The 22,013-nt window shown below is 43.6% G+C and carries 20 protein-coding genes and 1 tRNA gene; 11 read left to right on the forward strand and 10 right to left on the reverse strand.

The window, feature by feature from the left end; all coding sequences use genetic code 11:
* Position 1: 1 nt before the first annotated feature.
* Genes ACMH5P_RS04020 through mog form a run of 3 tightly spaced genes read left to right on the forward strand, consistent with a single transcriptional unit; the run spans position 2 to position 2,246 of the window.
* Positions 2-955 carry a glycosyltransferase family 2 protein gene (locus tag ACMH5P_RS04020; protein WP_459493036.1) on the forward strand — a complete coding sequence of 318 codons (954 nt, stop codon included), beginning with the start codon at positions 2-4 and terminating at the stop codon, positions 953-955.
* Entirely contained in the window at positions 955-1,728 is a 774-nt protein-coding gene (locus tag ACMH5P_RS04025; RefSeq protein WP_459493037.1) for a tRNA threonylcarbamoyladenosine dehydratase, read from the forward strand. Before ACMH5P_RS04020 ends, ACMH5P_RS04025 begins: the two co-directional genes overlap by 1 nt.
* A complete protein-coding gene (mog, locus tag ACMH5P_RS04030; RefSeq protein ID WP_459493038.1) occupies positions 1,725-2,246 on the forward strand; it encodes a molybdopterin adenylyltransferase in 522 nt (173 codons plus the stop codon). The genes ACMH5P_RS04025 and mog overlap by 4 nt, the downstream gene beginning before the upstream one ends.
* A gap of 79 nt (positions 2,247-2,325) precedes the next feature.
* Here mog and ACMH5P_RS04035 read toward each other — a convergent pair whose 3' ends face one another.
* Both ACMH5P_RS04035 and folP read right to left on the reverse strand, forming a co-directional pair.
* Positions 2,326-3,141 (reverse strand): aminotransferase class IV, encoded by an 816-nt coding sequence (locus tag ACMH5P_RS04035; RefSeq protein WP_459493039.1) that lies wholly within the window; start codon positions 3,139-3,141, stop codon positions 2,326-2,328.
* Positions 3,119-3,913 (reverse strand): dihydropteroate synthase, encoded by a 795-nt coding sequence (folP, locus tag ACMH5P_RS04040; RefSeq protein WP_459493040.1) that lies wholly within the window; start codon positions 3,911-3,913, stop codon positions 3,119-3,121. The genes ACMH5P_RS04035 and folP overlap by 23 nt, the downstream gene beginning before the upstream one ends.
* A 138-nt stretch (positions 3,914-4,051) precedes the next feature.
* Between folP and ACMH5P_RS04045 the strand changes: the two genes are divergently transcribed.
* The 3 genes from ACMH5P_RS04045 to ACMH5P_RS04055 are packed head-to-tail and all read left to right on the forward strand — an operon-like array spanning position 4,052 to position 6,262.
* Positions 4,052-4,636, forward strand: a complete 585-nt coding sequence (locus tag ACMH5P_RS04045; RefSeq protein ID WP_459493041.1) for a DUF1599 domain-containing protein — start codon at positions 4,052-4,054, stop codon at positions 4,634-4,636.
* Positions 4,637-4,640: 4 nt separating this feature from the next.
* Positions 4,641-5,735, forward strand: coding sequence for a BT_3928 family protein (locus ACMH5P_RS04050; protein ID WP_459493042.1), 1,095 nt, complete (start codon positions 4,641-4,643; stop codon positions 5,733-5,735).
* A gap of 8 nt (positions 5,736-5,743) precedes the next feature.
* Positions 5,744-6,262 carry a shikimate kinase gene (locus ACMH5P_RS04055; RefSeq protein ID WP_459493043.1) on the forward strand — a complete coding sequence of 173 codons (519 nt, stop codon included), beginning with the start codon at positions 5,744-5,746 and terminating at the stop codon, positions 6,260-6,262.
* Here ACMH5P_RS04055 and ACMH5P_RS04060 read toward each other — a convergent pair.
* On the reverse strand, positions 6,259-7,773 hold the full coding sequence (locus ACMH5P_RS04060) for a hypothetical protein (RefSeq protein WP_459493044.1): 1,515 nt from the start codon (positions 7,771-7,773) through the stop codon (positions 6,259-6,261). The two genes, ACMH5P_RS04055 and ACMH5P_RS04060, sit on opposite strands and share 4 nt — an antisense overlap.
* A gap of 27 nt (positions 7,774-7,800) precedes the next feature.
* Positions 7,801-8,763 (reverse strand): hypothetical protein, encoded by a 963-nt coding sequence (locus ACMH5P_RS04065; protein WP_459493045.1) that lies wholly within the window; start codon positions 8,761-8,763, stop codon positions 7,801-7,803.
* Between the two features lie 154 nt (positions 8,764-8,917).
* Between ACMH5P_RS04065 and proS the strand changes: the two genes are divergently transcribed.
* Positions 8,918-10,390 carry a proline--tRNA ligase gene (proS, locus tag ACMH5P_RS04070; protein WP_459493046.1) on the forward strand — a complete coding sequence of 491 codons (1,473 nt, stop codon included), beginning with the start codon at positions 8,918-8,920 and terminating at the stop codon, positions 10,388-10,390.
* Positions 10,391-10,761: 371 nt separating this feature from the next.
* Here proS and ACMH5P_RS04075 read toward each other — a convergent pair whose 3' ends face one another.
* Both ACMH5P_RS04075 and glmM read right to left on the reverse strand, forming a co-directional pair.
* A complete protein-coding gene (locus tag ACMH5P_RS04075) occupies positions 10,762-11,910 on the reverse strand; it encodes a cysteine desulfurase family protein (RefSeq protein WP_459493047.1) in 1,149 nt (382 codons plus the stop codon).
* Positions 11,911-11,917: 7 nt separating this feature from the next.
* Positions 11,918-13,306 (reverse strand): phosphoglucosamine mutase, encoded by a 1,389-nt coding sequence (gene glmM, locus ACMH5P_RS04080; protein WP_459493048.1) that lies wholly within the window; start codon positions 13,304-13,306, stop codon positions 11,918-11,920.
* A gap of 199 nt (positions 13,307-13,505) precedes the next feature.
* Between glmM and ACMH5P_RS04085 the strand changes: the two genes are divergently transcribed.
* From ACMH5P_RS04085 to ACMH5P_RS04095, 3 genes are read left to right on the forward strand one after another with little or no spacing between them, the layout of a single operon-like run.
* Positions 13,506-14,474: a bifunctional heptose 7-phosphate kinase/heptose 1-phosphate adenyltransferase gene (locus ACMH5P_RS04085; RefSeq protein ID WP_459493049.1), complete on the forward strand. Its 969-nt coding sequence runs from the start codon at positions 13,506-13,508 to the stop codon at positions 14,472-14,474.
* On the forward strand, positions 14,458-15,699 hold the full coding sequence (locus ACMH5P_RS04090) for an AGE family epimerase/isomerase (RefSeq protein ID WP_459493050.1): 1,242 nt from the start codon (positions 14,458-14,460) through the stop codon (positions 15,697-15,699). The genes ACMH5P_RS04085 and ACMH5P_RS04090 overlap by 17 nt, the downstream gene beginning before the upstream one ends.
* On the forward strand, positions 15,696-16,469 hold the full coding sequence (locus tag ACMH5P_RS04095; protein WP_459493051.1) for a TonB-dependent receptor plug domain-containing protein: 774 nt from the start codon (positions 15,696-15,698) through the stop codon (positions 16,467-16,469). Before ACMH5P_RS04090 ends, ACMH5P_RS04095 begins: the two co-directional genes overlap by 4 nt.
* A 67-nt stretch (positions 16,470-16,536) precedes the next feature.
* On the opposite strand, the gene ACMH5P_RS04100 is transcribed toward ACMH5P_RS04095, so the two are convergent.
* Both ACMH5P_RS04100 and fabD read right to left on the reverse strand, forming a co-directional pair.
* Positions 16,537-16,607: transfer RNA gene (locus ACMH5P_RS04100), tRNA-Gln, on the reverse strand.
* 115 nt (positions 16,608-16,722) lie between these two features.
* On the reverse strand, positions 16,723-17,604 hold the full coding sequence (gene fabD, locus ACMH5P_RS04105) for an ACP S-malonyltransferase (protein ID WP_459493052.1): 882 nt from the start codon (positions 17,602-17,604) through the stop codon (positions 16,723-16,725).
* Positions 17,605-17,701: 97 nt separating this feature from the next.
* Between fabD and ACMH5P_RS04110 the strand changes: the two genes are divergently transcribed.
* Positions 17,702-18,805 carry an SGNH/GDSL hydrolase family protein gene (locus tag ACMH5P_RS04110; RefSeq protein WP_459493053.1) on the forward strand — a complete coding sequence of 368 codons (1,104 nt, stop codon included), beginning with the start codon at positions 17,702-17,704 and terminating at the stop codon, positions 18,803-18,805.
* On the opposite strand, the gene ACMH5P_RS04115 is transcribed toward ACMH5P_RS04110, so the two are convergent.
* A complete protein-coding gene (locus ACMH5P_RS04115; RefSeq protein ID WP_459493054.1) occupies positions 18,780-19,151 on the reverse strand; it encodes a thiol-disulfide oxidoreductase DCC family protein in 372 nt (123 codons plus the stop codon). The genes ACMH5P_RS04110 and ACMH5P_RS04115 overlap by 26 nt on opposite strands.
* Before the next feature lies 1 nt (position 19,152).
* Entirely contained in the window at positions 19,153-21,942 is a 2,790-nt protein-coding gene (locus ACMH5P_RS04120; protein ID WP_459493055.1) for a T9SS type B sorting domain-containing protein, read from the reverse strand.
* Between the last annotated feature and the right edge of the window lie 71 nt (positions 21,943-22,013).

The raw sequence follows: 22,013 nt of genomic DNA on the forward strand, positions 1-22,013 counted from the left end.
TATGTTGCAAATATCCATTGTAGTACCTCTTTATAACGAAGCTGAATCGCTTCCAGAACTTTGTTCTTGGGTGGATCAGGTCATGCAAAAAAATCAATTCTCGTATGAAATGATTTTTGTTAATGATGGAAGCAAGGATAGCTCCTGGCAGGTTATTCAAGACTTATCCAAGCGATATTCGACAATCAAGGGTATCTCATTTGCTCGCAATTACGGCAAATCAGCCGCTTTGCATGAGGGTTTTCAAAAAGCAAGCGGACAAGTGGTGATTACCATGGATGCCGACTTACAGGATTCACCGGACGAAATCCCAGAGTTATATCGCATGATTACCCAGGATGGATATGATTTAGTGTCAGGATGGAAGCAAAAACGCTTTGATCCGATTTCAAAAACCATCCCGACTAAACTATACAACGCGGCTACGCGAGCTCTATCGGGCGTTAAATTGAACGACTTCAATTGTGGCCTAAAAGCATATAAATTGGAGGTTGTCAAGACTATTAAGCTATATGGTGAAATGCATCGTTACATTCCCGTTCAAGCGAAATGGAATGGATTTACGAAGATTGGCGAGAAAGTTGTTCAGCACCAAGCACGTAAATATGGCGTAACTAAGTTTGGCTTGGAGCGCTTTTTATATGGATTTTTAGACCTATTGTCGATTACGTTTGTACAGACTTTTGGGAAGCGACCTATGCACCTATTCGGTAGTTTGGGCATTTTATCCTTCTTCTCGGGTACGGTCATTACGCTTTGGCTAATAGCCGAAAAACTTTACAACATCGCGAATAATTACAAGTACCGGAATGTCACCGATAACCCCTTGTTCTTCTTGGCCTTAGTAGCCATTATTTTAGGGGTTCAATTATTCGTAGCCGGATTCCTGGGTGAATTGCTCATCACGAATTCAGACAAAACTACTCAATACCAAATCAAGGAAGAAATTGCCTAATGTTACAAGAAAATGACCTTAGCTGGCTCAGTCGGTCCGAACTCTTAATCGGAGCCGAAGGAATCCAAAAACTTCAACGTGCCCATGTTCTAATTGTTGGCCTCGGCGGCGTCGGCTCCTTTGCCGCCGAATTCATCGCGCGTTCCGGGGTAGGAACCATGACCATCGTGGATGGAGACGTAGTCGACCCTACGAACCGGAATCGACAATTGCCCGCTTTAGCGACAAACCATGGCGTTTCGAAAGCCAAAATCATGGCCGAACGCTTATTAGCCATCAATCCTGCTTTAAAACTGACGAGCATTGAAACTTTTTTGAGTCCGGAAGCGGCCAAAGAATTGCTTGTAAATACGCGTTTCGATTATGTGATGGATTGCATCGATTCGGTGACCCCAAAAATCACATTATTAAAGACCGCTTATGATTTAGGCTATCGCATTGCGAGTTCGATGGGAGCTGGCGGAAAATTAGATCCAACCAAATTACGAACAGCCGACCTACTCGATACGAGGGAATGTTACTTGGCCTCATTGGTACGGAAGCGCATCCGAAAAATGGGCATTGGGAAAGGGATCAAAGCCGTATTTTCGCTTGAAAAGGTGAAGGATGAGTCATTGATTTTAACAGATGGATCGAACTTCAAAAAATCGGCCTACGGAACCATCTCGTATCTACCCGCAGCCTTCGGAGGATCCGTTGCATCGATCGTCATTCGCGATTTATTGGACGAACCTATCCCGATGGAGAAGCGCATTAAAGCCTACAAAAAATGATAAAGATTGGCGTCATCAACGTTTCAGACCGGGCGAGTGCGGGTATCTACGAAGATATTCCCGGCAAGGCCGTCGTGGAATTATTACATGAATATTTGACTTCGACATTTGAGGTAGTTTATGCCGTTATTCCCGATGAACAAGCCTTGTTGGAAGCCAAAATGATTGAAATGAGCGAGGAAGTCTGCCTGTTAGTAACGACGGGTGGAACAGGGCCAGCACTTCGTGATGTTACCCCCGAAGCAACGGAAGCTGTTTGTCAAAAGATGATGCCGGGTTTTGGTGAACTTATGCGTTCTGTAAGTTTACAATATGTGCCCACGGCTATTTTGAGTCGGCAAACCGCCGGTATCCGCAATCAAACCCTAATCTTAAATTTACCCGGAAAACCGAAGGCCATCCGTCAGTGTTTAGAGGCCGTTTTCCCAGCCATCCCCTATTGCATCGACCTCATCGGTGGACCGTTCTTGGAATGCAATGAGGCGAATATGAAGGCGTTTAGGCCGAAAGGGAGTTAATATTTTGTAGAGACGCGATACTTCGCGTCTGAATTTCCCATTATCAGTTCTTTAGGGTAAGACGCGAAGTATCGCGTCTCTACAAGGATTCCAGGGAAATCAATTCCTCATACAAGTATCTCGCCACTGCTCCTCGAACACCATCACCAATCATTTTCCCATCAATCGATAAAATCGGAACCACCCGTTTCGTACTTCCAGTCGTGAAAACTTCATCGGCCGACAAGAATTCCCCCAAGGAACAGGGCTTCACATGAACCTTGTAATGCTTACGTGCTATCTCGAGGATTTTCATTCGTGTAATCCCCTCTAAAATGTGCGCATCCGGCGTGAATATTTCGCCATTTTTGACGTAGAATAAATTACTTCGGGTCGACTCTGAAACTCCACATTGGGCAGTATAATAAATCAAATCATCCGCCCCGTCAGCCTTCATTTCTGGCAAATGCCGAATGCCAAAAGCATAGTTCAAAGACTTGATATCGGCCATTTCTCGTACGTATTCCTTGCTCAATAAACGCATTCCCTTCTCAGGATCCGCGAACTGAAATACCCCCGGCAATATCCATAAATTAGGTTCATCTGGCGCATAACCATTTGGACTCTCACCACCAGTCAATACCATTTTTACGCCCAGGCAAGCGTCCTCCGACAGACCAGCAAGCTCATGTATGCATGCCGCCAATTGATCCGTTGAATAAGGAATCTCGATGCCAATTTTGGCTGCAGAACGCTCAAAACGCGCTAAATGATCCATCAAGAAAATAGGCTTCCCATCCATGATGCGAAAAAAATCAAAGATGCCATAGCCCCGTAAAAAGCCAACATCCTTAACCGAAACATGTACTTCATTCGCAGGCTTCCAAGCCCCATTAAACCAAATTGGGTAATCCATTTGCTTGTAATTTTTGAAAAAGCGTAATCACTTCTTTGGCCTCCGCCACGTCATGAACACGCAAAATTTGAGCACCTTGCTGTAAGGCAACCATATGCAAAGCCGAAGTCCCATTCAAGGACTCGGCCGCTGTAATCCCTAACGTCTTATAGATCATCGACTTACGAGATACCCCAATCAAAATCGGCGCTCCGAGGGTTTTAAAGCTGGCTAAATGAGCCAACAACGCATAATTGTGGTCAATGGATTTCGAGAATCCCAAACCGGGATCCACAATCACATCCTTGGCTCCTAGGGACCGAAGCGTCTGTAGTTTGGTCGCGATGTCCGACCAGACATCAGCCACCACATCCTGGTAATCCGGAACTTCGTGAACTTGATTAAAGGTTCCCCGACTATGCGATAAAATATAAGGAACTTGATTTTTGGCTACCCATTCGAAAATTCCGGCATCCATTTGACCCGCACCGATGTCATTAAAAAGATCTGCACCAGCGGCTATGGCAGCTTGGGCGACCGACAAACGATAGGTATCGATGGAGATAACCAGATTAGGAAATTGCTTTCGAATTAACTGAATCAAAGGCACCACACGTTCAATCTCTTCAACAGGCGTCACTGGAGCTGCGCCCGGACGGGTGGAATGCCCACCAATATCGATGATTTTCGCACCCAATGCGACCATTCCAGCGACACGTTCCAAGCAAACTGCGGAATCCATCACCCGACTACCTTCGAAAAAAGAATCAGGTGTCGCGTTTAAAATTCCCATGATCAAAGGCTCGTCCAGACGCAGGATTCGGCCTTGAACTCGAATTGTTCGAAAAGATGGAAAAAGAGCGTTCAAATCAAATGAAATTTAGGATAATTTAAATATTTTTGTAGGCTATAAGTATTAAAACCAACCCGTATGAATAAGGACTCCGCGCCTTCCCAAACTGAAATCGAATATCGCCAAGTAATTTCATACTGCAAAGCCTTGTTTGATAAAAAAAACAAAGATTACGGTACCTCTTGGAGAATCTTACGCTTGCCTAGTTTGACAGATCAAATCTTCATCAAAGCGCAACGCATTCGCAGCATTCAAGAGAAAGGTGCCCAGCGCATCGAAGACGGCATCGAGGGAGAATTCATCGGAGTCATCAATTATTGCATCATCGCCTTAATTCAAAAATCGCTCGAATCCTCTGACCAGATGGAATTTAGTCCCGAGGAATTAAGTGCTTTTTACGACCAGCAAGTCGAAACGACACTCGAATTATTACGCAATAAAAACCACGACTACGGCGAGGCTTGGCGAGACATGCGCGTCAGTAGTATGACGGACCTCATCTTGATGAAGATATTTCGCACGAAACAAATCGAGAATAATCAAGGCGTTACACTCGTTTCAGAAGGTGTAGAGGCCAACTACCAAGATATGCTAAATTATGCCGTTTTCTGTTTGATTAAGTTCAAAGAGGAAAAGCAGATGCAAATGGCCCAACAGCAATAATCGGATGAAACTAACCCGCAACATCGCCACGTTTTTATTGGTCGGGATATTCTTATTCTCCGGATTAATCAAACTCAACGACCCCATCGGAACGGAGTTAAAACTCGAGGAATACTTCGAAGTTTTCGCCTTGGACTTCCCATGGATGGCGGGTTTCTGGAAATTATTAATTCCACAGGCCTTACTCTTTTCGATTGGTTTGAGTAGCGCTGAGATTGTTTTGGCCATCGCATTGGCCCTCAACTACAAAACCAAAGCAACTTTATACAGCTTCGTGGGTATATTGGTCTTTTTTAGCTTCTTAACGTTTTATTCGGCTTATTTCAATAAGGTAACCGACTGTGGCTGTTTCGGAGAAACGATCAAATTGACCCCATGGACATCCTTTGGAAAGGATATATTCCTATTGATTTTAACATTAAGTCTATTCTTAACAGATAAGATTAAGCAAAGCCAACAAACCGGAAAATGGGTATTGGCTTCGGCTGTTTTGAGTATTGGATTGGGAACGTATTGTTATTTCTACCTACCTATACAAGATGGATTACCCTATGCTGTAGGCGAAAACATTCCTAGGAACATGAAGAATCGCGAGGAATTGAAATTCACTTACGTTTATAAAATGAATGGCAAAACGGTTGAATTAGCCGAAATGCCGTCGGATCCCAAGGCGGAATTTGTATCGATGCAAGCCATCAACGAAAAGGAGGCGCGTCCACTCATTACGGATTATCGTTTGTGGGTCGATGGAGACACCACGGATTATACTCAGAAAATCTTCCAAGGTGATCATCTATTAGTGATTGCCCCCAATGTTCACCACGCTCGATTAGCGGCTTTTGAAGAAATCAGCCAATTAGCGAAAACAATTCAAATCCCCATCTGGTTAGTTAGTGCATCGTCGGACGAGGACGTAAATGCCTTGCGTCATGAATACCAATTGGCATTCCCGGCCCTATCCGCAGATTCGAAAGTATTAAAAACAATCATTCGTTCTAGTCCAGGACTTTGGCTAATTAGTCAAGGGACCGTCAAAGGAAAATGGTCGGCCTATCGCCTACCCAACGCGGATGACATTCAACAACGTTTAAAACAATAAGTGCAAGAATGAAGAATATCTATTTAGTAGGAATGCCCTCATCAGGAAAGAGTACATTAGGGAAGGAGTTAGCAAGAAATTTGGGGTATAGCTTTACAGATATGGATAAATTGATCGAAACCCGTGAGCAAAAGACGGTTTCAGAGATTTTCTCCAACTACGGGGAGGCCCATTTTCGGGAAATAGAAAAGAAAACATTACGCGGTTTTCAACCGAATCAATCCATGGTCATCGCAACAGGTGGTGGAGTTCCTTGCTTCAACGATAACATGGATTTTATCAAAGAGAATGGTGTCAGTATCTTCTTAAATGTGGATGTCAATGATTTGGCAACTCGATTATATAAAGCACAAGGAAATAATCGTCCCCTCTTAGACAAAAGTCAAAGTGAAGAGGTGGTGATCGCATCCATCAAAAAGACATTTGAGGAGCGCTTGTCATTTTACCAACAAGCCGATATACAAGTTGACGGCGAGATCACCGTTAGCCAATTACTTTGGTTATTAGACCAATATATCCCGGTTTAAAAAAACAATCCACCCCCAAGGCTTATTTGAGTCTGGGTCATATTCAATGCGGCGGATGCGTAATCTGTCGCATTTTTTAATGCATAAGGCGTATAGGCATCCTTAGCACTTCGTTGTACAAATGCCAAGTCAAAATAATACGCCGAACTGCGGTAACCTATGCCACCGGATAATTGAAATTGGCTACGATCAATGGAATCATAGGTACTGGAAAATCCATTTCCATAAGAGACCACCCCCCCACGTAATGTCCATGCAGGAGTAAGACGAAATTCAGCTCCCACCTTCATATTCAAGGCTGTCTGAAAATTGCGAGACATTTGCGTATTATACTTGTCTTTGAATTGTTGATTCGCGTAGGGCCCAAGTTCTGCCGAAGCAACATACATCCCTGAGTAATTGACCATTTCAATATCTGCACTCAATAAGCCACGCTTTCCAAAGAAATAAGCCAATCCTCCCGATAGTCGGAAAGGTGTCGCCAATTGGTAGCTAAATTCATTGGGGGTCAACTTAACAGGCTTCACCCGTGTGATAAAACCGCCAGTTACCGGAATCGAAGTGACCTGTGGACTCAAGGTCCCCGCATATTGTTCAATTAGTTGGTCATAATAGGTAGGTGTCTGCAGATTTAATGCGACACGTAAATTGGGCTTTAATTTATAGATGGTTCCAAGCGATATGGATACACCCGAACCTGTCGTATTTAACTGCTCCTCCATAGCCCAACCAGCTACAAAATTGTTATCGGGATAACGCTCTTCCCACAATTGAGTCATCGTGGTTCTTAATTTAGCGAAGTGCAAACCCAACCCAATGAAAAGACGGTCTTGATAAGCCGCTCCATAACTAATATCCCATTGTGCTATCGATCCATTGTTTACGGCAGTTCCCGACTGATTTGTAGGCAAGTTGGGCAAATACCGTTCAAACGGTGCTCCACCAGTCTTTGCATTTGGGTTGATCAAATAAGCTTGGTAAGCTGCCGCCTCAGGACTATCCGCCGTATTGTAATAGGAGTCATATTCCTCATCCAATGTAGCGCCGGTCGCCCCCTTATCACCAGCTTTTTGAATCAAGTAATCCAAATAAGAGCTTCGATTATTCGTTCCATCAATCGATAAGGGCTGCATCAGGACCACTTGACGAGAATATCCAATACCAAATGCCCCACGCCAAGACGAACTAGACAAATATTCACCTGAAAGGACAATGCCAAAATTAGGCATATGTATCATGCTATTATCGCTCGTACTTTTTTGATCCAAATACATCGATTCCGTATTGGTCGATAGGTGCGCTACATTAATCCCGATTTCAGAACGAGAATAGAATCCCAAACCAGCTGCATTTCCAGCAATAGAACTTAAATCGGCACCTAGTACACTGTGCGTGCCACCCAAACCCTGCATACGTGATGTTCCCGTCGCATAGGACGTCGAATATTGCTTAGCAAGCATTGGATAGGTATAAATCTGAGCGCTACCTCCAAAAGCGATTGAAAGTAGCATTAGAAAAAATAATCTTTTCATAACGAATTATCTTGGACCACGTGAAGAACCACCTCCTGACGAACCGCCACCACTGTAACTTCCACCTGAATAGCTACTCGAAGGAGAGCTGTAGGATTCCGTCCGATTTTGCCCATAATTTTGTTGGGGTGCAGCTTGAAATTCATAATTCGAATTTCTTCGTGGCGCTGCTTGGGTTGGGTAATTGGAATAGGTCTGCGTCGAATTCACACGGGGTTGATTCGAGCTTTGAGTATTGTAAGAATTGTTTCCGCCACGCGGTGCATTGGAATAATTCTCCCCCCCATAACGATTACTCGAACCTGTATCTCTTGGTCCACGTATGTATCTTGGAGCTGGCTCATTATTGACAGCAACATTGGACTGATACACATTACCACCGTAGTAGTTTTGACCAAAACCGTAATAATAATTGTAAATCGGTCCACGTCCAAACATCATGCCCGGACCCACATAGCCATAGAATGGATCATAAAAACCATAGGGACTTCCAAAGCCAAATGAGTTGAAGGCAAATGCATTATTCCCATAGAATCCAAAATTTGACCCTAAGCCATAACCTGGAAAAAATGGATCATTCAAACGCCAATCCATCAGTGGAGAATTCCAACGATTTCCAAAACCCAATCCAAAACTTATGTACGGATTCGAATACCAATTATTCCAAGGGTTCGAAGTAAACATACCTTGATTAAATCCATTATTGAATCCTTGTTGGTAGACTACCCGCGAATTCAAATAATTTACGTCTTCCTCCTCTTGAATCACAACCCCTTCCTCTTCTTGTATAATCTGAGCGTCATCTTCAAAATTTAAATAACCTGATTTCTTTTGTTTAGCAGCAGCCACTGCAGGTTTCTGATAACTATCATACAAATCATCCGCTACAAATGCTGTTTGAGAAACAGAACATGCATTCAAAACAGCCGCGAGTGCCAATAATACCGAAGCAATCCTTAAATTTTTCATGACATTGAATGGAATTAGCTGTTGATGAAGTATCTATTTTTAAGTTCTTGGTTTAATTCGTAATTTTAAACTTTGAACACTGAAAAAAGTTTCAAGTTTAACACACACAAATTAACGAAATAATCACCCATCTAGTACGATTCTACAAAAATATATGAGTAAATCCTTACCGTCCCGTGCCGAAAATTATTCAGAGTGGTATAATGAATTAGTTAAACGAGCTGATTTAGCCGAAAATTCTGCAGTCAGAGGTTGTATGATCATTAAACCCTATGGCTATTCCATCTGGGAAAAAATGCAACGTGGATTGGACGATATGTTTAAAGAAACCGGACATACCAATGCCTATTTTCCCCTATTCATTCCCAAATCATTTCTTTCCAAAGAGGCATCTCACGTAGAGGGATTCGCCAAGGAATGTGCAGTGGTAACGCATTACCGACTGAAAAATGACCCCAATGGTGGCGGTGTCATCGTGGACCCAGAGGCAAAACTAGAAGAAGAATTAATCGTACGACCAACCTCCGAAACGGTCATTTGGTCAACTTACAAAAACTGGATTCAATCGTATCGCGATTTACCATTATTGATTAATCAATGGGCGAATGTGGTTCGTTGGGAAATGCGCACCCGCCTTTTCCTGCGCACGGCAGAATTCCTTTGGCAAGAAGGTCATACAGCGCATGCGACTAAACAAGAAGCCATTGCGGAAACCGAACAAATGTTAGAAGTTTATGCAAATTTCGCAGAAAACTTCATGGCTATGCCCGTGGTAAAGGGAATAAAAACAGCCAATGAACGCTTTGCGGGTGCCGATGAGACCTATTGCATCGAGGCATTGATGCAAGATGGGAAAGCCCTGCAAGCAGGTACGTCTCACTTCTTAGGCCAAAACTTCGCCAAGGCTTTCGATGTGAAATTCTTAAGCAAGGAAAACCAATTAGACTACGTTTGGGGAACCTCTTGGGGTGTTTCTACCCGTTTGATGGGCGCCTTAATTATGGCCCACTCGGATGATCAAGGATTGGTTTTACCTCCAAAATTAGCTCCGATTCAAGTGGTAATCGTTCCGATTTACAAGGGAGAGGATCAATTAAATGCAATCATCGAAAAGGTAAATCCATTGGTAAAATCATTAAGAAAGTATGGTGTTTCGGTGAAGTTTGATACCTCCGACAACCAAAGCCCGGGCTTTAAATTTGCCGAATATGAATTAAAAGGTGTTCCCATTCGCTTAGCGATAGGTAACCGTGACATGGAAAACGGCACCATCGAATTAGCTCGCCGAGATACTCGTGAAAAAACAAGCATGCCTTTCGATGGCATTGAACAAGTTGTTCTAGATACCTTGGAAGATATTCAAGCTAAAATCTATGCCAAGGCCCTCGCTTTCCGTCAAGAAAAAACGCATGTGGTAAATACTTGGGATGAATTCACCGCCAAATTAGACGAAGGTGGATTTATTTCAGCCCACTGGGATGGTAGCTCAGAAACCGAAGAAAAAATTAAAGAGTTAACCAAGGCAACCATTCGTTGCATTCCATTAGATGCCAAAGAGGAACCGGGAAATTGTATTTTGACCGGCAATCCATCGAGCAAACGTGTGTTATTTGCACGCGCGTACTAAAGATAACTGTAGAGACGCGATACCTCGCGTCTTTGTTGCAAATACGATTATGTTAATAGACGCGAGGTATCGCGTCTCTACAAAACTGAAAAATAAATAGAAGCGAGGTATCGCGTCTCTGCAAAACTGAAAAATAAATAGACGCGAGGTATCGCGTCTCTACAAAACTGAAAAATAAATAGACGCGAGGTATCGCGTCTCTGCAAAACTGAAAAATAAATAGACGCGAGGTATCGCGTCTCTGCAAAACTGAAAAATAAATAGACGCGAGGTATCGTGTCTCTGCAAAACTGAAAAATAAATAGACGCGAGGTATCTCGTCTCTGCAAAACTGAAAAATAAATAGACGCGAGGTATCGCGTCTCTACATATTATTTCACTAAGCGCTCCAACACCTCCAAAACCCGATCAATCTCCTCTTTCGTATTATTCTTTGAGAAAGAGAAACGAACAGCTGCCCCTGTGGCCGTCGGATTCAAGGCCGATAATACATGTGAGCCTACGGAAGTACCACTCGAACAAGCACTTCCTCCAGATGCGGAAATCTTCTCAATATCCAATTGAAATAATAACATATCGCCATCGGCCACATTCGGGAATCGAACGTTTAAAACAGTATAAAGACTATTATCCACTTCACCTGAACGTCCATTGAACTGAATCCCCGGGAATCGAGATTTTAAGCCTTCGATAAAGTAGGTTTTCACCGATTTGATGTGATTCATATGTTCATCCATGTGCTCATAAGCGAGGCTTAATGCTTTCGCTAGGCCAACCATCCCATAGACATTTTCAGTCCCTCCCCGTTGATTACGCTCTTGCGCCCCACCGTGCATTAATGGGTGGAATTTAGAACCCGCTTTGGCATATAAGAAACCGATTCCCTTCGGACCATGAAACTTATGCGCAGCACCTACCAGAAAATCAACCGGTAAAGCCTGAACATCATGTGGGAAATGGCCCATGGTTTGAACGGTATCCGAATGAAATAGCGCTCCGTATTGTTGGCACAACGCCCCCACCGCATTCAAATCCAATAGATTTCCAATCTCATTATTTCCGTGCATCAAACTAACTAATGCAGAAGGGCTTTCTGCTAATAGACGCTCCAAATGTGCTAAATCAATATCTCCATCCGAATTGATATTGACCAATTTTACTTCAGCCAAACCCAATTTACCCCATGCCTCCGCCGTATGTAGTACCGCATGGTGTTCCAAGGGCGAGGTAATTATCGTCTTGATTCCACCAAATAAAACAGCAGATTGAATGACCGTATTATCCGCCTCTGTACCACCTGAGGTAAAGAATATCTCTGCTGGCGAAGCTTTCAAAAGTGACGCTACCGTTTTACGCGCCTTCTCCACAATCACTTTCGCTTGTCGGCCATGCGAATGTATCGATGACGGATTCGCCGTAAATTGATCGAACAAGGGCTGCATTTCCCGCCAAACCAAGGGATCCACCGGAGTAGTAGCCGCGTTGTCTAAGTAAATTGGTGTTTTCGTTGTTGATGTCATGTTCTTCTTATTTGCCGGCAATGCTACGAATCACCTGCATGATTTTTTCCGCCAATTCATTGGCTTCTTTATCACTTGGCGCCTCCGAATAAATTCGAATAATCGGCTCCGTATTCGATTTACGTAAATGAACCCAACGATCTGCGAAGTCGATTTTCACCCCATCAATGGTATTCACCTTTTCATCTTTAAATTGCTCTGCTACAGTCGCCAAGATCAAATCCACATTTAAATCAGCAGATAGTTCAATCTTATTTTTTGACATGATGTATGACGGATATTCCGCACGCAAGGCACTAACAGACTTGTTCTTATAGGCTAAATGTGTCAAAAATAATCCGATGCCTACTAAGGCATCCCGACCGTAATGCGACTCTGGAAAAATAACTCCCCCGTTTCCTTCGCCACCAATAATCGCATTTTCTGCTTTCATTTTCGTAACCACATTTACCTCTCCTACAGCAGCCGCAAAATATTGTCCGCCATGTCGATTGGTTACATCCGCCAAAGCACGCGTTGAGGAAAGATTTGAAACCGTATTCCCTTTTTCCTTCGACAAAATATAGTCGGCAACCGCCACCAGCGTATACTCCTCTCCAAAAGGCGTACCGTCTTCCGAAATAAAACAAAGACGGTCGACATCAGGATCCACCACAATGCCTAAATCATATTTTACTGATTTCATTTGGGCAATCATATCCGTCAAGTTCTCAGGAAGAGGCTCTGGATTATGCCCAAAATGACCATTTGGATCTCCAAAAATCACGTCCACCTGGTGAACACCCAAGGCATTCAATAATTGGGGAACAACGATACCTCCTGTCGAATTCACCGCATCCACCAATACCCTAAAGTTTTTCGCTTGAATAGCAGGTTGGTCTACCCAACGAAGACCCAAAACATGGTCAATGTGTTGCTGTAAAAAACTTTTATCTTCTGTGATTTTACCCAGTTGGCCAACCTCCACAAAATGGAAATCTTGATTCTCTGCCAATTTCAATAAAGCCTTTCCGTCCTCATCCGAGATAAACTCGCCGGCAGCATTCAATAGTTTCAAGGCATTCCATTGCGCAGGATTATGACTCGCGGTGATGATAATTCCACCGGCAGACTTCGTCCATGGCACTGCCAATTCGACGGTCGGGGTAGTAGAAAGACCAATATCCAACACATCCCACCCCAATCCTATGAGCGTATTCGCTACCAGCGAAGAAACCATGGAGCCGGAGATACGGGCATCCCGACCGAGAACAATTTGGTTGGAGGAGGGCCCTGTGCTTTTCAACCAAGAACCATAGGCCGCCGCGAAGCTCACCACATCAATGGGACTAAGGCCATCACCGGGTTTACCACCAATGGTACCACGAATGCCCGAAATAGATTTAATTAATGCCAAAACGAAAAAAGATAAGGGTAAATAGAATTTTAAAATTAAGGAAAATCAGGGAGAAAATATCAGTTTCCGAAGTCAAAATTTAACGAACCCATGCTAGCTTTGGCAATCCTATTAGGTTTGCCAAAGCTCAAAAGGGAATGGTCCATTTATTTGCCCCAATCCATTTTTTTTGTACATTTCAGGCGTTAAACCTATCAACATGAATTCCAAGCGATTAGAGGCTTTATTGGCTCAAATCAGCCAATTACGTATCGCGGTCATTGGCGACTTTGCCTTGGATTTCTATTTTCAATTCAATCCGGATACTGGGGAGATCAGCATAGAAACAGGTAAGGAAGTACAACATGCCTCCCAAACACAAACAGCCTTAGGGGGTGCTGGAAATGTGGCTAAAAATTTAGCGCATTTAGGCGTTCAAGTAGATGCATATGGACTTAGAGGAAATGATGTATTCGGTCGGGAAGTCGCCCATCTTGCGCAAGCATTAAACATAAATACCGAATTTCTGAAGGCGAAAGCAGGTATAGATACCCCCACGTACAGCAAACCCATGCGCGAAGGAATCGAACAAAACCGTTTGGATTTTGGCACCCGAAACGCAAACTTTCAAAATCACGGACTGGAGGTCATTCATGAATTGGCGATACGAGTGAGTAATTACGACTGGGTAATCATCAATGAACAATTTCATACGCCCCTACTGAATCAGGCCACACTCGAATTCTTACAGAAATTCACCAACGAGAAGGCTATTGCTGATTTACGTAGCCTTGGATCGTATGCCCATGAGGTTATTTTAAAAGTTAATGAAGCTGAGTTTTCGAAGATCTTACCTACAGATTTGGACATCGAAAGTGCAATCAAATCTTGGGTAAGCCAAAGAGGAAGACCAGTTTTATTGACTTTGGGTGATAAGGGAATGATTTATGCTTCTCCAGAGGAATTCCACTGGGAGAAAGCTATTCCTGTTCAAGGCCCTATCGACACGGTAGGGGCCGGAGATATGGTCGTAGCAGCCTTTAGTGCGGCCAGAGCCGCAGGGGCTAGCATCGAAGAGGCCTGTGCCCTAGCTAGTTTAGCCGTACATCTGACCATACATAAAATTGGAGAAACGGGCAGTGCCCAAGCCAACGAAATTATACAAAGCTATCATGCAACAAGAAATTAAAGAGTACACGGAAAACGCATTATTGCCTTTTTGGATTCAGCGGACGATTGATCCGATAAACGGAGGATTTATTACGCATTTTGATGAATTTGGAAATGATACGGGTAAGGATGAAAAGTCTTTGATTGCTCAAACGCGCTCCATTTTCACCTATTCACAAGCATATCGCCATGGATTCGGGGGAGATGTGATGTTAGCGATGGCCAAAAACGGTGTACAATTTCTTCTAAAAAACATGTGGGATCCTACCCATGGAGGTTTTTATTGGATGGTCGACAGAGCAGGAAATCCAATCAATAAACAAAAAATAGGCTACGGCCATAGCTTTGTCATTTACTGCTTGAGTGAATATACACTCGCATCTGGAGACCCCATTGGATTGGAATATGCCGAAAAGGTTTTTGATTTATTACAAAAACATGCGGTTGATACGAATTATGGTGGCTATTGGGAATTCTTCGATGAGGATTGGTCCTTGATGGGGCCAGGCTCACCGGGTGGAGATCGAAAAACCTTGGATGTGCACATGCATTTGATGGAGGCATTCACGACACTGTATGAGGCGAGCGGAAAATCCTTGCATCGTCGGAAATTGGAAGAGTCCATCGAGATTTTAATCCAGAAAATCATGCATCCCGTGACGGGCACGGGTATTCCGCAATTTTGGGCGGATTGGTCGGTCGCACCACAAATCAAATTTGATGTGGTATGGGGATGGGATCGTTTTGCGGATGGAGGGCAAAAGGCTTCCTCGACCGACAATACGTCTTACGGACACAATGCGGAGTTCGGCTGGCTTCTCATGCATGCCATTAAAATTGGGGGATTTGATATTGAAAAATACCGTCCGAATTTAGAAAAAGCGTTCTATCATGCCTTAAATCATGGAATCGATTGGAAGTATGGCGGTGTGTATGTAGAAGGTTCGCACACAGGCGAAGCCTCCGATTACGAGAAGGAGTTTTGGCAACAAGCCGAGATGCTTATCGGGATGCTGGACGCCTACAAATTAACCCAAGACAGCCGCTTTTTGGATGCCCACAAACAGGTTCATCGCTTTGTGTTTGATAAGATGATTAATCGGAATACCGGAGAATGGTGGCCATTAATGACCCGCGAGGGTGAGCCCATTTGGCGACACATGGCACATAATTGGAAAATCAATTACCATAACGTTCGTTCGATGATTCTCTCCTATGAGAAACTAGGCGAAATCAACCTATGAAAAAATTCATCCTTTTATTTTTGATTAGTACCAATGTTTTGGCGCAAGACGTTGAAATACCTCGCCTTATCGAACAGCATTTCTCAAGCCCGAATCAGCGAGTAATAATTAAAAATGATACGCTCAAGGTGTTTTGGTATGAATCAGCTACTCAACTAAATCCACAAGAATTTAGAGATACGAGTATCATCGCATTAAATCAAATTGCCCAGGTAAAGGTTATAAAAGGGCGGAACCCACAGGGAGAGCGCGGAATAGGTTTACAAATATTCCCGAGCATCGTTACGGAGGATAAAACGAATTCCCAGGAGAAAAGCATTGGTAGAGATAAGTTAAGTCAGACAAATGCGGCTTCACTCCAACAAAAATTGCAAGGACAGGCAGCAGGCGTACAAGTAGGAAATGATAATTCGCCGGGAGGCAATGCGATGGTTCGGATTCATGGAATCGGTTCCATTAATGCGAATAGTCCTTTATATGTCGTTGATGGCGTTCCTTTACAAGGGAATATTAATTCAATCAACCCGAATGATGTGGAGAGCGTGCAAGTACTAAAAGACCCCGCAGAAACCGCGATGTATGGCGTAAGAGGTGCGAATGGGGTAATTCTAATAAAAACGATTCAGCACAAAGAATCTGTGTTGCAACTACCTCCCATGTCTATATTACCCATGACGATATGGTGCTGGGGGGAAAAGCGGAATGCTTTAATGGCCACGGGAAAACTGAAAGAAATTGTAGATTATTTAATTAAGCCTAAATATAATTAAGACAGCAATAAATTTCTAATCAACAAAAAAGCCTTCCACATTTCTGTCGAAGGCTTATTTTGTTGTGTTGACCTACCAGGACTCGAACCTAGAAAACCAGAACCAAAAACTGGTGTGTTACCATTACACCATAGGTCAATACCAAATTGTGATGCAAAAGTAAGGCCTTGCTCCCAAAAAATCAAACATCGTTCTAAAAAAAAACGAATTATTTATTTGCTCAATTTAAGGGTAGCTCAGTATCATGGTATTATTATGCCAATTCCATCGAAGACACCAATGCCTCCGCATGGATCTTCTTCACCAAACCTTGCAAAACTTTTCCTGGACCGCATTCAATAAACTCAGACACACCTAATCCCACCATGGTCTCGACCGATTGAGTCCAACGAACCGCACCGGTTAACTGAGCAATCAAATTCGCTTTAATTTCTGCTGGATCTTGTGAGGCTTTTGCGTTCACATTTTGAACGATTGGGCAAATGGGTTTCAATACCTCGGTCGCTTCAATCGCTGCCGCCAATTCCACACGAGCCGGCTCCATGAAGGGCGAATGAAATGCACCACCTACGGGCAAAGTTAAGACGCGCTTGGCGCCTGCCTCTTTCAATTGTACACCTACTGCCTCAATACCTTCCACGGAACCCGAAATAACCACCTGGCCCGGGCAATTGTAATTTGCCGCCACTACCGAAGGGCCAAATGCCGAACAAATTTCCTCAATCGTCGCGTCAGGTAAACCAAGAACTGCCGCCATCGTGCTTGGCTCGATTTCACACGCCTTTTGCATCGCCAAGGCACGTTTGTAAACCAATTGTAAACCATCTTGCCAAGCCAATCCCCCGGCTGCAACCAAAGCAGAAAATTCACCCAATGAATGACCCGCCACCACCGAAGGAGCAAAATCTTTTCCCAATTTAGCGACCAATACAGAATGCAAATAAATCGCAGGCTGCGTTATACGCGTTTGTTTTAACTCTTCTTCCGTCCCCTCAAACATCACTTGCGATAACGAGAAGCCTAAAATGGCATCAGCCTCATCGACAATCGACTTCGCAATTGCGTAATTTTCATTAAGATCTTTGGCCATTCCTGGAAACTGAGATCCTTGACCTGGGAAGACATATGCTTTCATTTGACTATTTTTTTTAAATTTGATGCTTATTAAAAGCTTAATGAAACAAAGATAAGCATTTGTTCATTTTTCATCTTCATCGTTTATTTTTAAAAACATGATAAATAATCAGATTAAACAACTTTTCGTCCTATTTCTGTTATTTATTTTAAATGCTTGTAAACCCGACGAAGTGATTACTCCGCTGGCAGAACCCGGCACCCTCGTATCCATCGATTTAGCCAAAACACGAAAATTTGTCCAACGCAACGAAAAAAATGAAGGTGAAGTACTAATCGTAGGCAATTGCTCAAAACCCATTACTTCAGCCAAAGTCAAATTCAAAAATTACTTCAGCGGTCAAGAGACCGATTGGCTGAACATGAATATCGACGAGTCCAATGGTTTCAAAGGAACATTTACCCTCAAAGGGGGTGGATATTATCCCCAGGTCATTGTTCAAAATAACGGTCAAGTTCTCAAAGATACCCTGCTTCCCCAAAACTTCAAGGTTGGTGAAATATTCGCAGTCATTGGCCATTCCCTCGCAGAAGGTCAAAGCCCTTACACCATCACGGCTTATGACCAACAATGGTGTGAGATTATCAAATGGCCAGGCACTAATGGAATCGATGCTTTTTGGGGCAGATTCGCTGACAAATTACGCATCAAACTTCAAGTTCCCATCATGGTATACAATACGGGAATTGGGGGAAGTAATTCGTATGAATGGGGACAATCAGCCTATGGATTGGAGTTCCAAAGCCCACTGTTCGATTGGAAAAAAAGATTTCCCTATTCCTTTTTTGAAGATCGTGTCAATAATGATATTCCTAAATCGGGTATTCGTGCTATTCTCGTGATGCATGGAGAAAATGACTACGCCCTAGCAGAAAATCAAATTGTCGAAAGTACGCGTGCCTACATCGAGAAAACCAGAGATCTATTGAACGCACCCAAATTGACTTTTTTAATTGCCAAATCCAATACCAACATCAACATTCCCGAGGTTGCGAAAGTAAAAAATGCCCAAAAAAGGATGTTAACCGAAATCCCCTTCACCTATTTAGGTGCCGACCTGGAATCGGTTAGCGGAAGCACCTACCGCTGGGATAGCATTCACTTTAATTTCGCTGGATTGGAAGAGGCTGCAAACCGTTGGAATGATGTGATGACGCCAGAGTTTTTCCAGCAAACTAAGCCTTATTTCCGTTCGAATTAAGCTCACAGGTAGTTCCCTTCCCCCAAAAATAGCGATTGCGCGCAACCCAATCATACATCCGATCCAACAAACCGGTGGGTAGCAAAAATAATAACCGCAAGGGCTGCGCAAACCATTTGGCACGTATTAATACCTGAGCCACCGCTTCAGATTTAATATAGAGCCGACCATTCGATATCACTTTAATGCTATCAATCGCCCAAGTAGGATCCGACGCCCAGGTGTTTTGAATTTCAGGAGATACACTGGATAAGGGGATAATTTCAAAGCCATCCTGACAAATCCTTTTCAGCAGTCGGGAAGCCCACTGACAAAAACAACAATCACCATCAATTACGACTAACATCCTAACGCACCAGCTCGAGCCAGCCTTTTAATTGTTTCGTTGACTTCGTTGTATCCACCACATCAAATTCAACCTCAACCGTATAGAAATAAGTTCCCGTCGCCATCACTTGCCCCGAACTTGATTTTCCGTTCCAACCAAAACCAGGCAAATCTCCAACGTACTCATAAATCAAGGCGCCATAGCGATCCACAATTTTTGCCTTGACCTGCTTCACAAATCGAGGGCAATACATCGCTTGGAATACATCGTTTTTCCCATCCCCATTCGGACTGAATAAATTCGGCAAGTCGAAAGATGGGCAATTATCTACACAGACAATATTGCTCTTTGGACTTTCCAGTCCATTTTGACTGACTGCGACCACATAGTAACAAGCAATGTGCGAACTCAAATTCTTATCGATGTAATTTAGATTCTCCGTTTCGGCCAACTTCAAGAAGGTCTCCGACGAAGACTTTGCCCCATAAACACGATACTTTTCAATAAACGGATCACATGTACCTGAGGTAACAGCCTTCCATGACAACACATTCGAGACCGTCAATGATTCACAGTTGCTCGTCTGCACACCGCAATCAGGCACAGACACTTGCAAAACAGGCGCACAAGGTGGAATTAATTGCGCCAATGGCTTAATGCAAATCCGCTGAGACGCATTCTCAATCCGCATAGCAGGTAAGCCGTCACCATAGCGCCCAACCGTCTGAACATAATAACAATAGGTTGAATCCGCTGAAATCACAACATCTGATTTTCCATCGGCAGCAATAAAATCGGTCCCGATATCCGTAAATTGATAGGTACCCGGCCCAGCTACCGAAACATCAGAAATCTGATTGAACTTCCCCGAACCCGCAAAACTTTCTCGGTAAACCCGGTGAACCTGGAAATCATTCGACCAAGGGACAAAGGCAGTCCAAGTTAATTTAACAGATTTCACCGCTGCCTGCGCCTGCACGCGTACCGAACTCGCAGGACTCGGACTATCTAAATACGTAAATGCCTTATTGACCGTGTAATAAAAATCCACTTGATAGCGATAGCCCTTCTCCAAGGTATTCAAATCCTTGTCGACAAACATCGTATCCGCCGTCACACCCACCTCCACGAATTGAGATCCCGTTTGGCCCTCCGCTCGTTTCAAGCGATATTGGTAGGGCGCTTGATAAACCGATGTATCCAATTTCAATGGTCGGGTCCACCGAACTTGTATTTCCCCTTTCGAAATATCTGTCTTTAACACGCTCGCTTGTGTCATCAGAGGGGCCGTCGATGGAATAAAGGCACAAACCGATTCCGACATAGGACTGTAATTCACCAAGCCCTTCGAGTTTTGAAATTCCACCACCAAGACATACGAATAATTCGTATTCTTTGCCAAACCTTCTCCACCATTCTTATCCGTGAATGTATTGATACCTATCCCTACTTCACCGATTTTCTCAAAACCTTGCGCAGTCATTCCTGTGCTACATGAACTAGCCGTTACCGGTCCGCAGGCTCCCGTCCTACGGTAGATTAAGACTTTCGATCCAGGTAAAGAACACAAAAAGGGATTCCAGGTCAATACGGCATTCGTACTCTGGAGGACAACTTTCAAGCCCTTCGGCGCAGGAGCAATCACTTGTATTTTCCAAAGTTTGCTATCCACTAACTTCACACCATTTCCCACATTCGCTGGTGGATTATCCTCGACCTTGAAGAGTACATCATAGGTTTCCTTGCGAATATGTTGGCAAGCTGTCTGCCAGCGAAACGTCGCCTTTGCCGGTGAATTTTGACGAGCAATTGAGCTAAACGAAGCAAAAGGTTGCTTTACCGCATAAACCGAATCCATGGCATATACATTTCCAAAACTAAAGATCGTCAAAGGGTCGATTCGACCTGTCTTGGATGGCGAATCTATTGCTGTAATACTCTCATTTAGTAGGGTTCCCGCCTGAACACAGACATCGGGTGGAATGGTCAATTTAGGCGCGCGGTTATCCACATCCTTCACCTCAATCTGCATATCTCGAACTGTCTCCGAAATCTTAACTCCATTTCTCCATTCCTCAATAATGAAGGCACAATTATAGAGTCCCAATTCTTGCGGGGCATTCCAAATCAAATCACCCGTTGTCGAATTGATGGTAAACGTCGAAGGCAAAGCCGACACCTCATTGGGCTGGCGAAAATTAGGCGCCGTAATTCCCCGACTCGCTGGATTACAAGTCTCGGAATCACCTGTACGCGAAACCGATAATCGATAAGCCAAACTATCCCCTTCTGCATCTACTGCATTCGGGTTATGAATAAACACTTGACCAACAACCGCGGTTAGGTCAACCGCGGGGTTGAGCAAAAGTGGTGTGGAATTTTGACCGAGACCAGAATTGATTGAAAATATGGTTTCCACATAAAAGGGAACCTCCACGGATCGGGTAATATTTCGCACTCCATCATTCCGATTGGGAATTGCTACGGAGACTTTGTAAAACAAGGCTGGTGCGGGATACGTATATTCTACTTTATAGAGATTCTTCAAGGTTCCATTTCCGATATCTACCGGAGTTCCACAACATCTTTTGGCCTTAATAATCGTAGAACCATCCCCAAAACAAAAATTAACTTCCTCCTGATCCTGGTTAGCCCGATTGTTTTCCGTGTAGGTCGTCAACGTGAATTCGTAGGTAAGTGTCTTATCCGAAATACGTCGAACCGTAATCTCCCCACCTTTCAAGTGAGTGGCCCAAGCAGAACCCACAGAAAAAAGCATCAAAAAGACAAGAAAAATATATTTCCGCATAAAACATTTGAGATGGTCAGCAAGTTACTAAGGCAAAATTAAAATCGTAAAAAAAACAGATTTTTTACTTG

Source organism: Aquirufa sp. 5-AUSEE-100C1 (assembly GCF_054558655.1).

Excerpts from the sequence above, each read along its gene's own strand:
- ACMH5P_RS04020 (WP_459493036.1), top strand. The coding sequence starts at position 2 with ATGTTGCAAATATCCATTGTAGTACCTCTTTATAACGAAGCTGAATCG.
- ACMH5P_RS04025 (WP_459493037.1), top strand. The coding sequence starts at position 955 with ATGTTACAAGAAAATGACCTTAGCTGGCTCAGTCGGTCCGAACTCTTA.
- mog (WP_459493038.1), top strand. The coding sequence starts at position 1,725 with ATGATAAAGATTGGCGTCATCAACGTTTCAGACCGGGCGAGTGCGGGT.
- ACMH5P_RS04035 (WP_459493039.1), bottom strand. The coding sequence starts at position 3,141 with ATGGATTACCCAATTTGGTTTAATGGGGCTTGGAAGCCTGCGAATGAA.
- folP (WP_459493040.1), bottom strand. The coding sequence starts at position 3,913 with ATGGGAATTTTAAACGCGACACCTGATTCTTTTTTCGAAGGTAGTCGG.
- ACMH5P_RS04045 (WP_459493041.1), top strand. The coding sequence starts at position 4,052 with ATGAATAAGGACTCCGCGCCTTCCCAAACTGAAATCGAATATCGCCAA.
- ACMH5P_RS04050 (WP_459493042.1), top strand. The coding sequence starts at position 4,641 with ATGAAACTAACCCGCAACATCGCCACGTTTTTATTGGTCGGGATATTC.
- ACMH5P_RS04055 (WP_459493043.1), top strand. The coding sequence starts at position 5,744 with ATGAAGAATATCTATTTAGTAGGAATGCCCTCATCAGGAAAGAGTACA.
- ACMH5P_RS04060 (WP_459493044.1), bottom strand. The coding sequence starts at position 7,773 with ATGCTACTTTCAATCGCTTTTGGAGGTAGCGCTCAGATTTATACCTAT.
- ACMH5P_RS04065 (WP_459493045.1), bottom strand. The coding sequence starts at position 8,763 with ATGAAAAATTTAAGGATTGCTTCGGTATTATTGGCACTCGCGGCTGTT.
- proS (WP_459493046.1), top strand. The coding sequence starts at position 8,918 with ATGAGTAAATCCTTACCGTCCCGTGCCGAAAATTATTCAGAGTGGTAT.
- ACMH5P_RS04075 (WP_459493047.1), bottom strand. The coding sequence starts at position 11,910 with ATGACATCAACAACGAAAACACCAATTTACTTAGACAACGCGGCTACT.
- ACMH5P_RS04085 (WP_459493049.1), top strand. The coding sequence starts at position 13,506 with ATGAATTCCAAGCGATTAGAGGCTTTATTGGCTCAAATCAGCCAATTA.
- ACMH5P_RS04090 (WP_459493050.1), top strand. The coding sequence starts at position 14,458 with ATGCAACAAGAAATTAAAGAGTACACGGAAAACGCATTATTGCCTTTT.
- ACMH5P_RS04095 (WP_459493051.1), top strand. The coding sequence starts at position 15,696 with ATGAAAAAATTCATCCTTTTATTTTTGATTAGTACCAATGTTTTGGCG.
- fabD (WP_459493052.1), bottom strand. The coding sequence starts at position 17,604 with ATGAAAGCATATGTCTTCCCAGGTCAAGGATCTCAGTTTCCAGGAATG.
- ACMH5P_RS04110 (WP_459493053.1), top strand. The coding sequence starts at position 17,702 with ATGATAAATAATCAGATTAAACAACTTTTCGTCCTATTTCTGTTATTT.
- ACMH5P_RS04115 (WP_459493054.1), bottom strand. The coding sequence starts at position 19,151 with ATGTTAGTCGTAATTGATGGTGATTGTTGTTTTTGTCAGTGGGCTTCC.
- ACMH5P_RS04120 (WP_459493055.1), bottom strand. The coding sequence starts at position 21,942 with ATGCGGAAATATATTTTTCTTGTCTTTTTGATGCTTTTTTCTGTGGGT.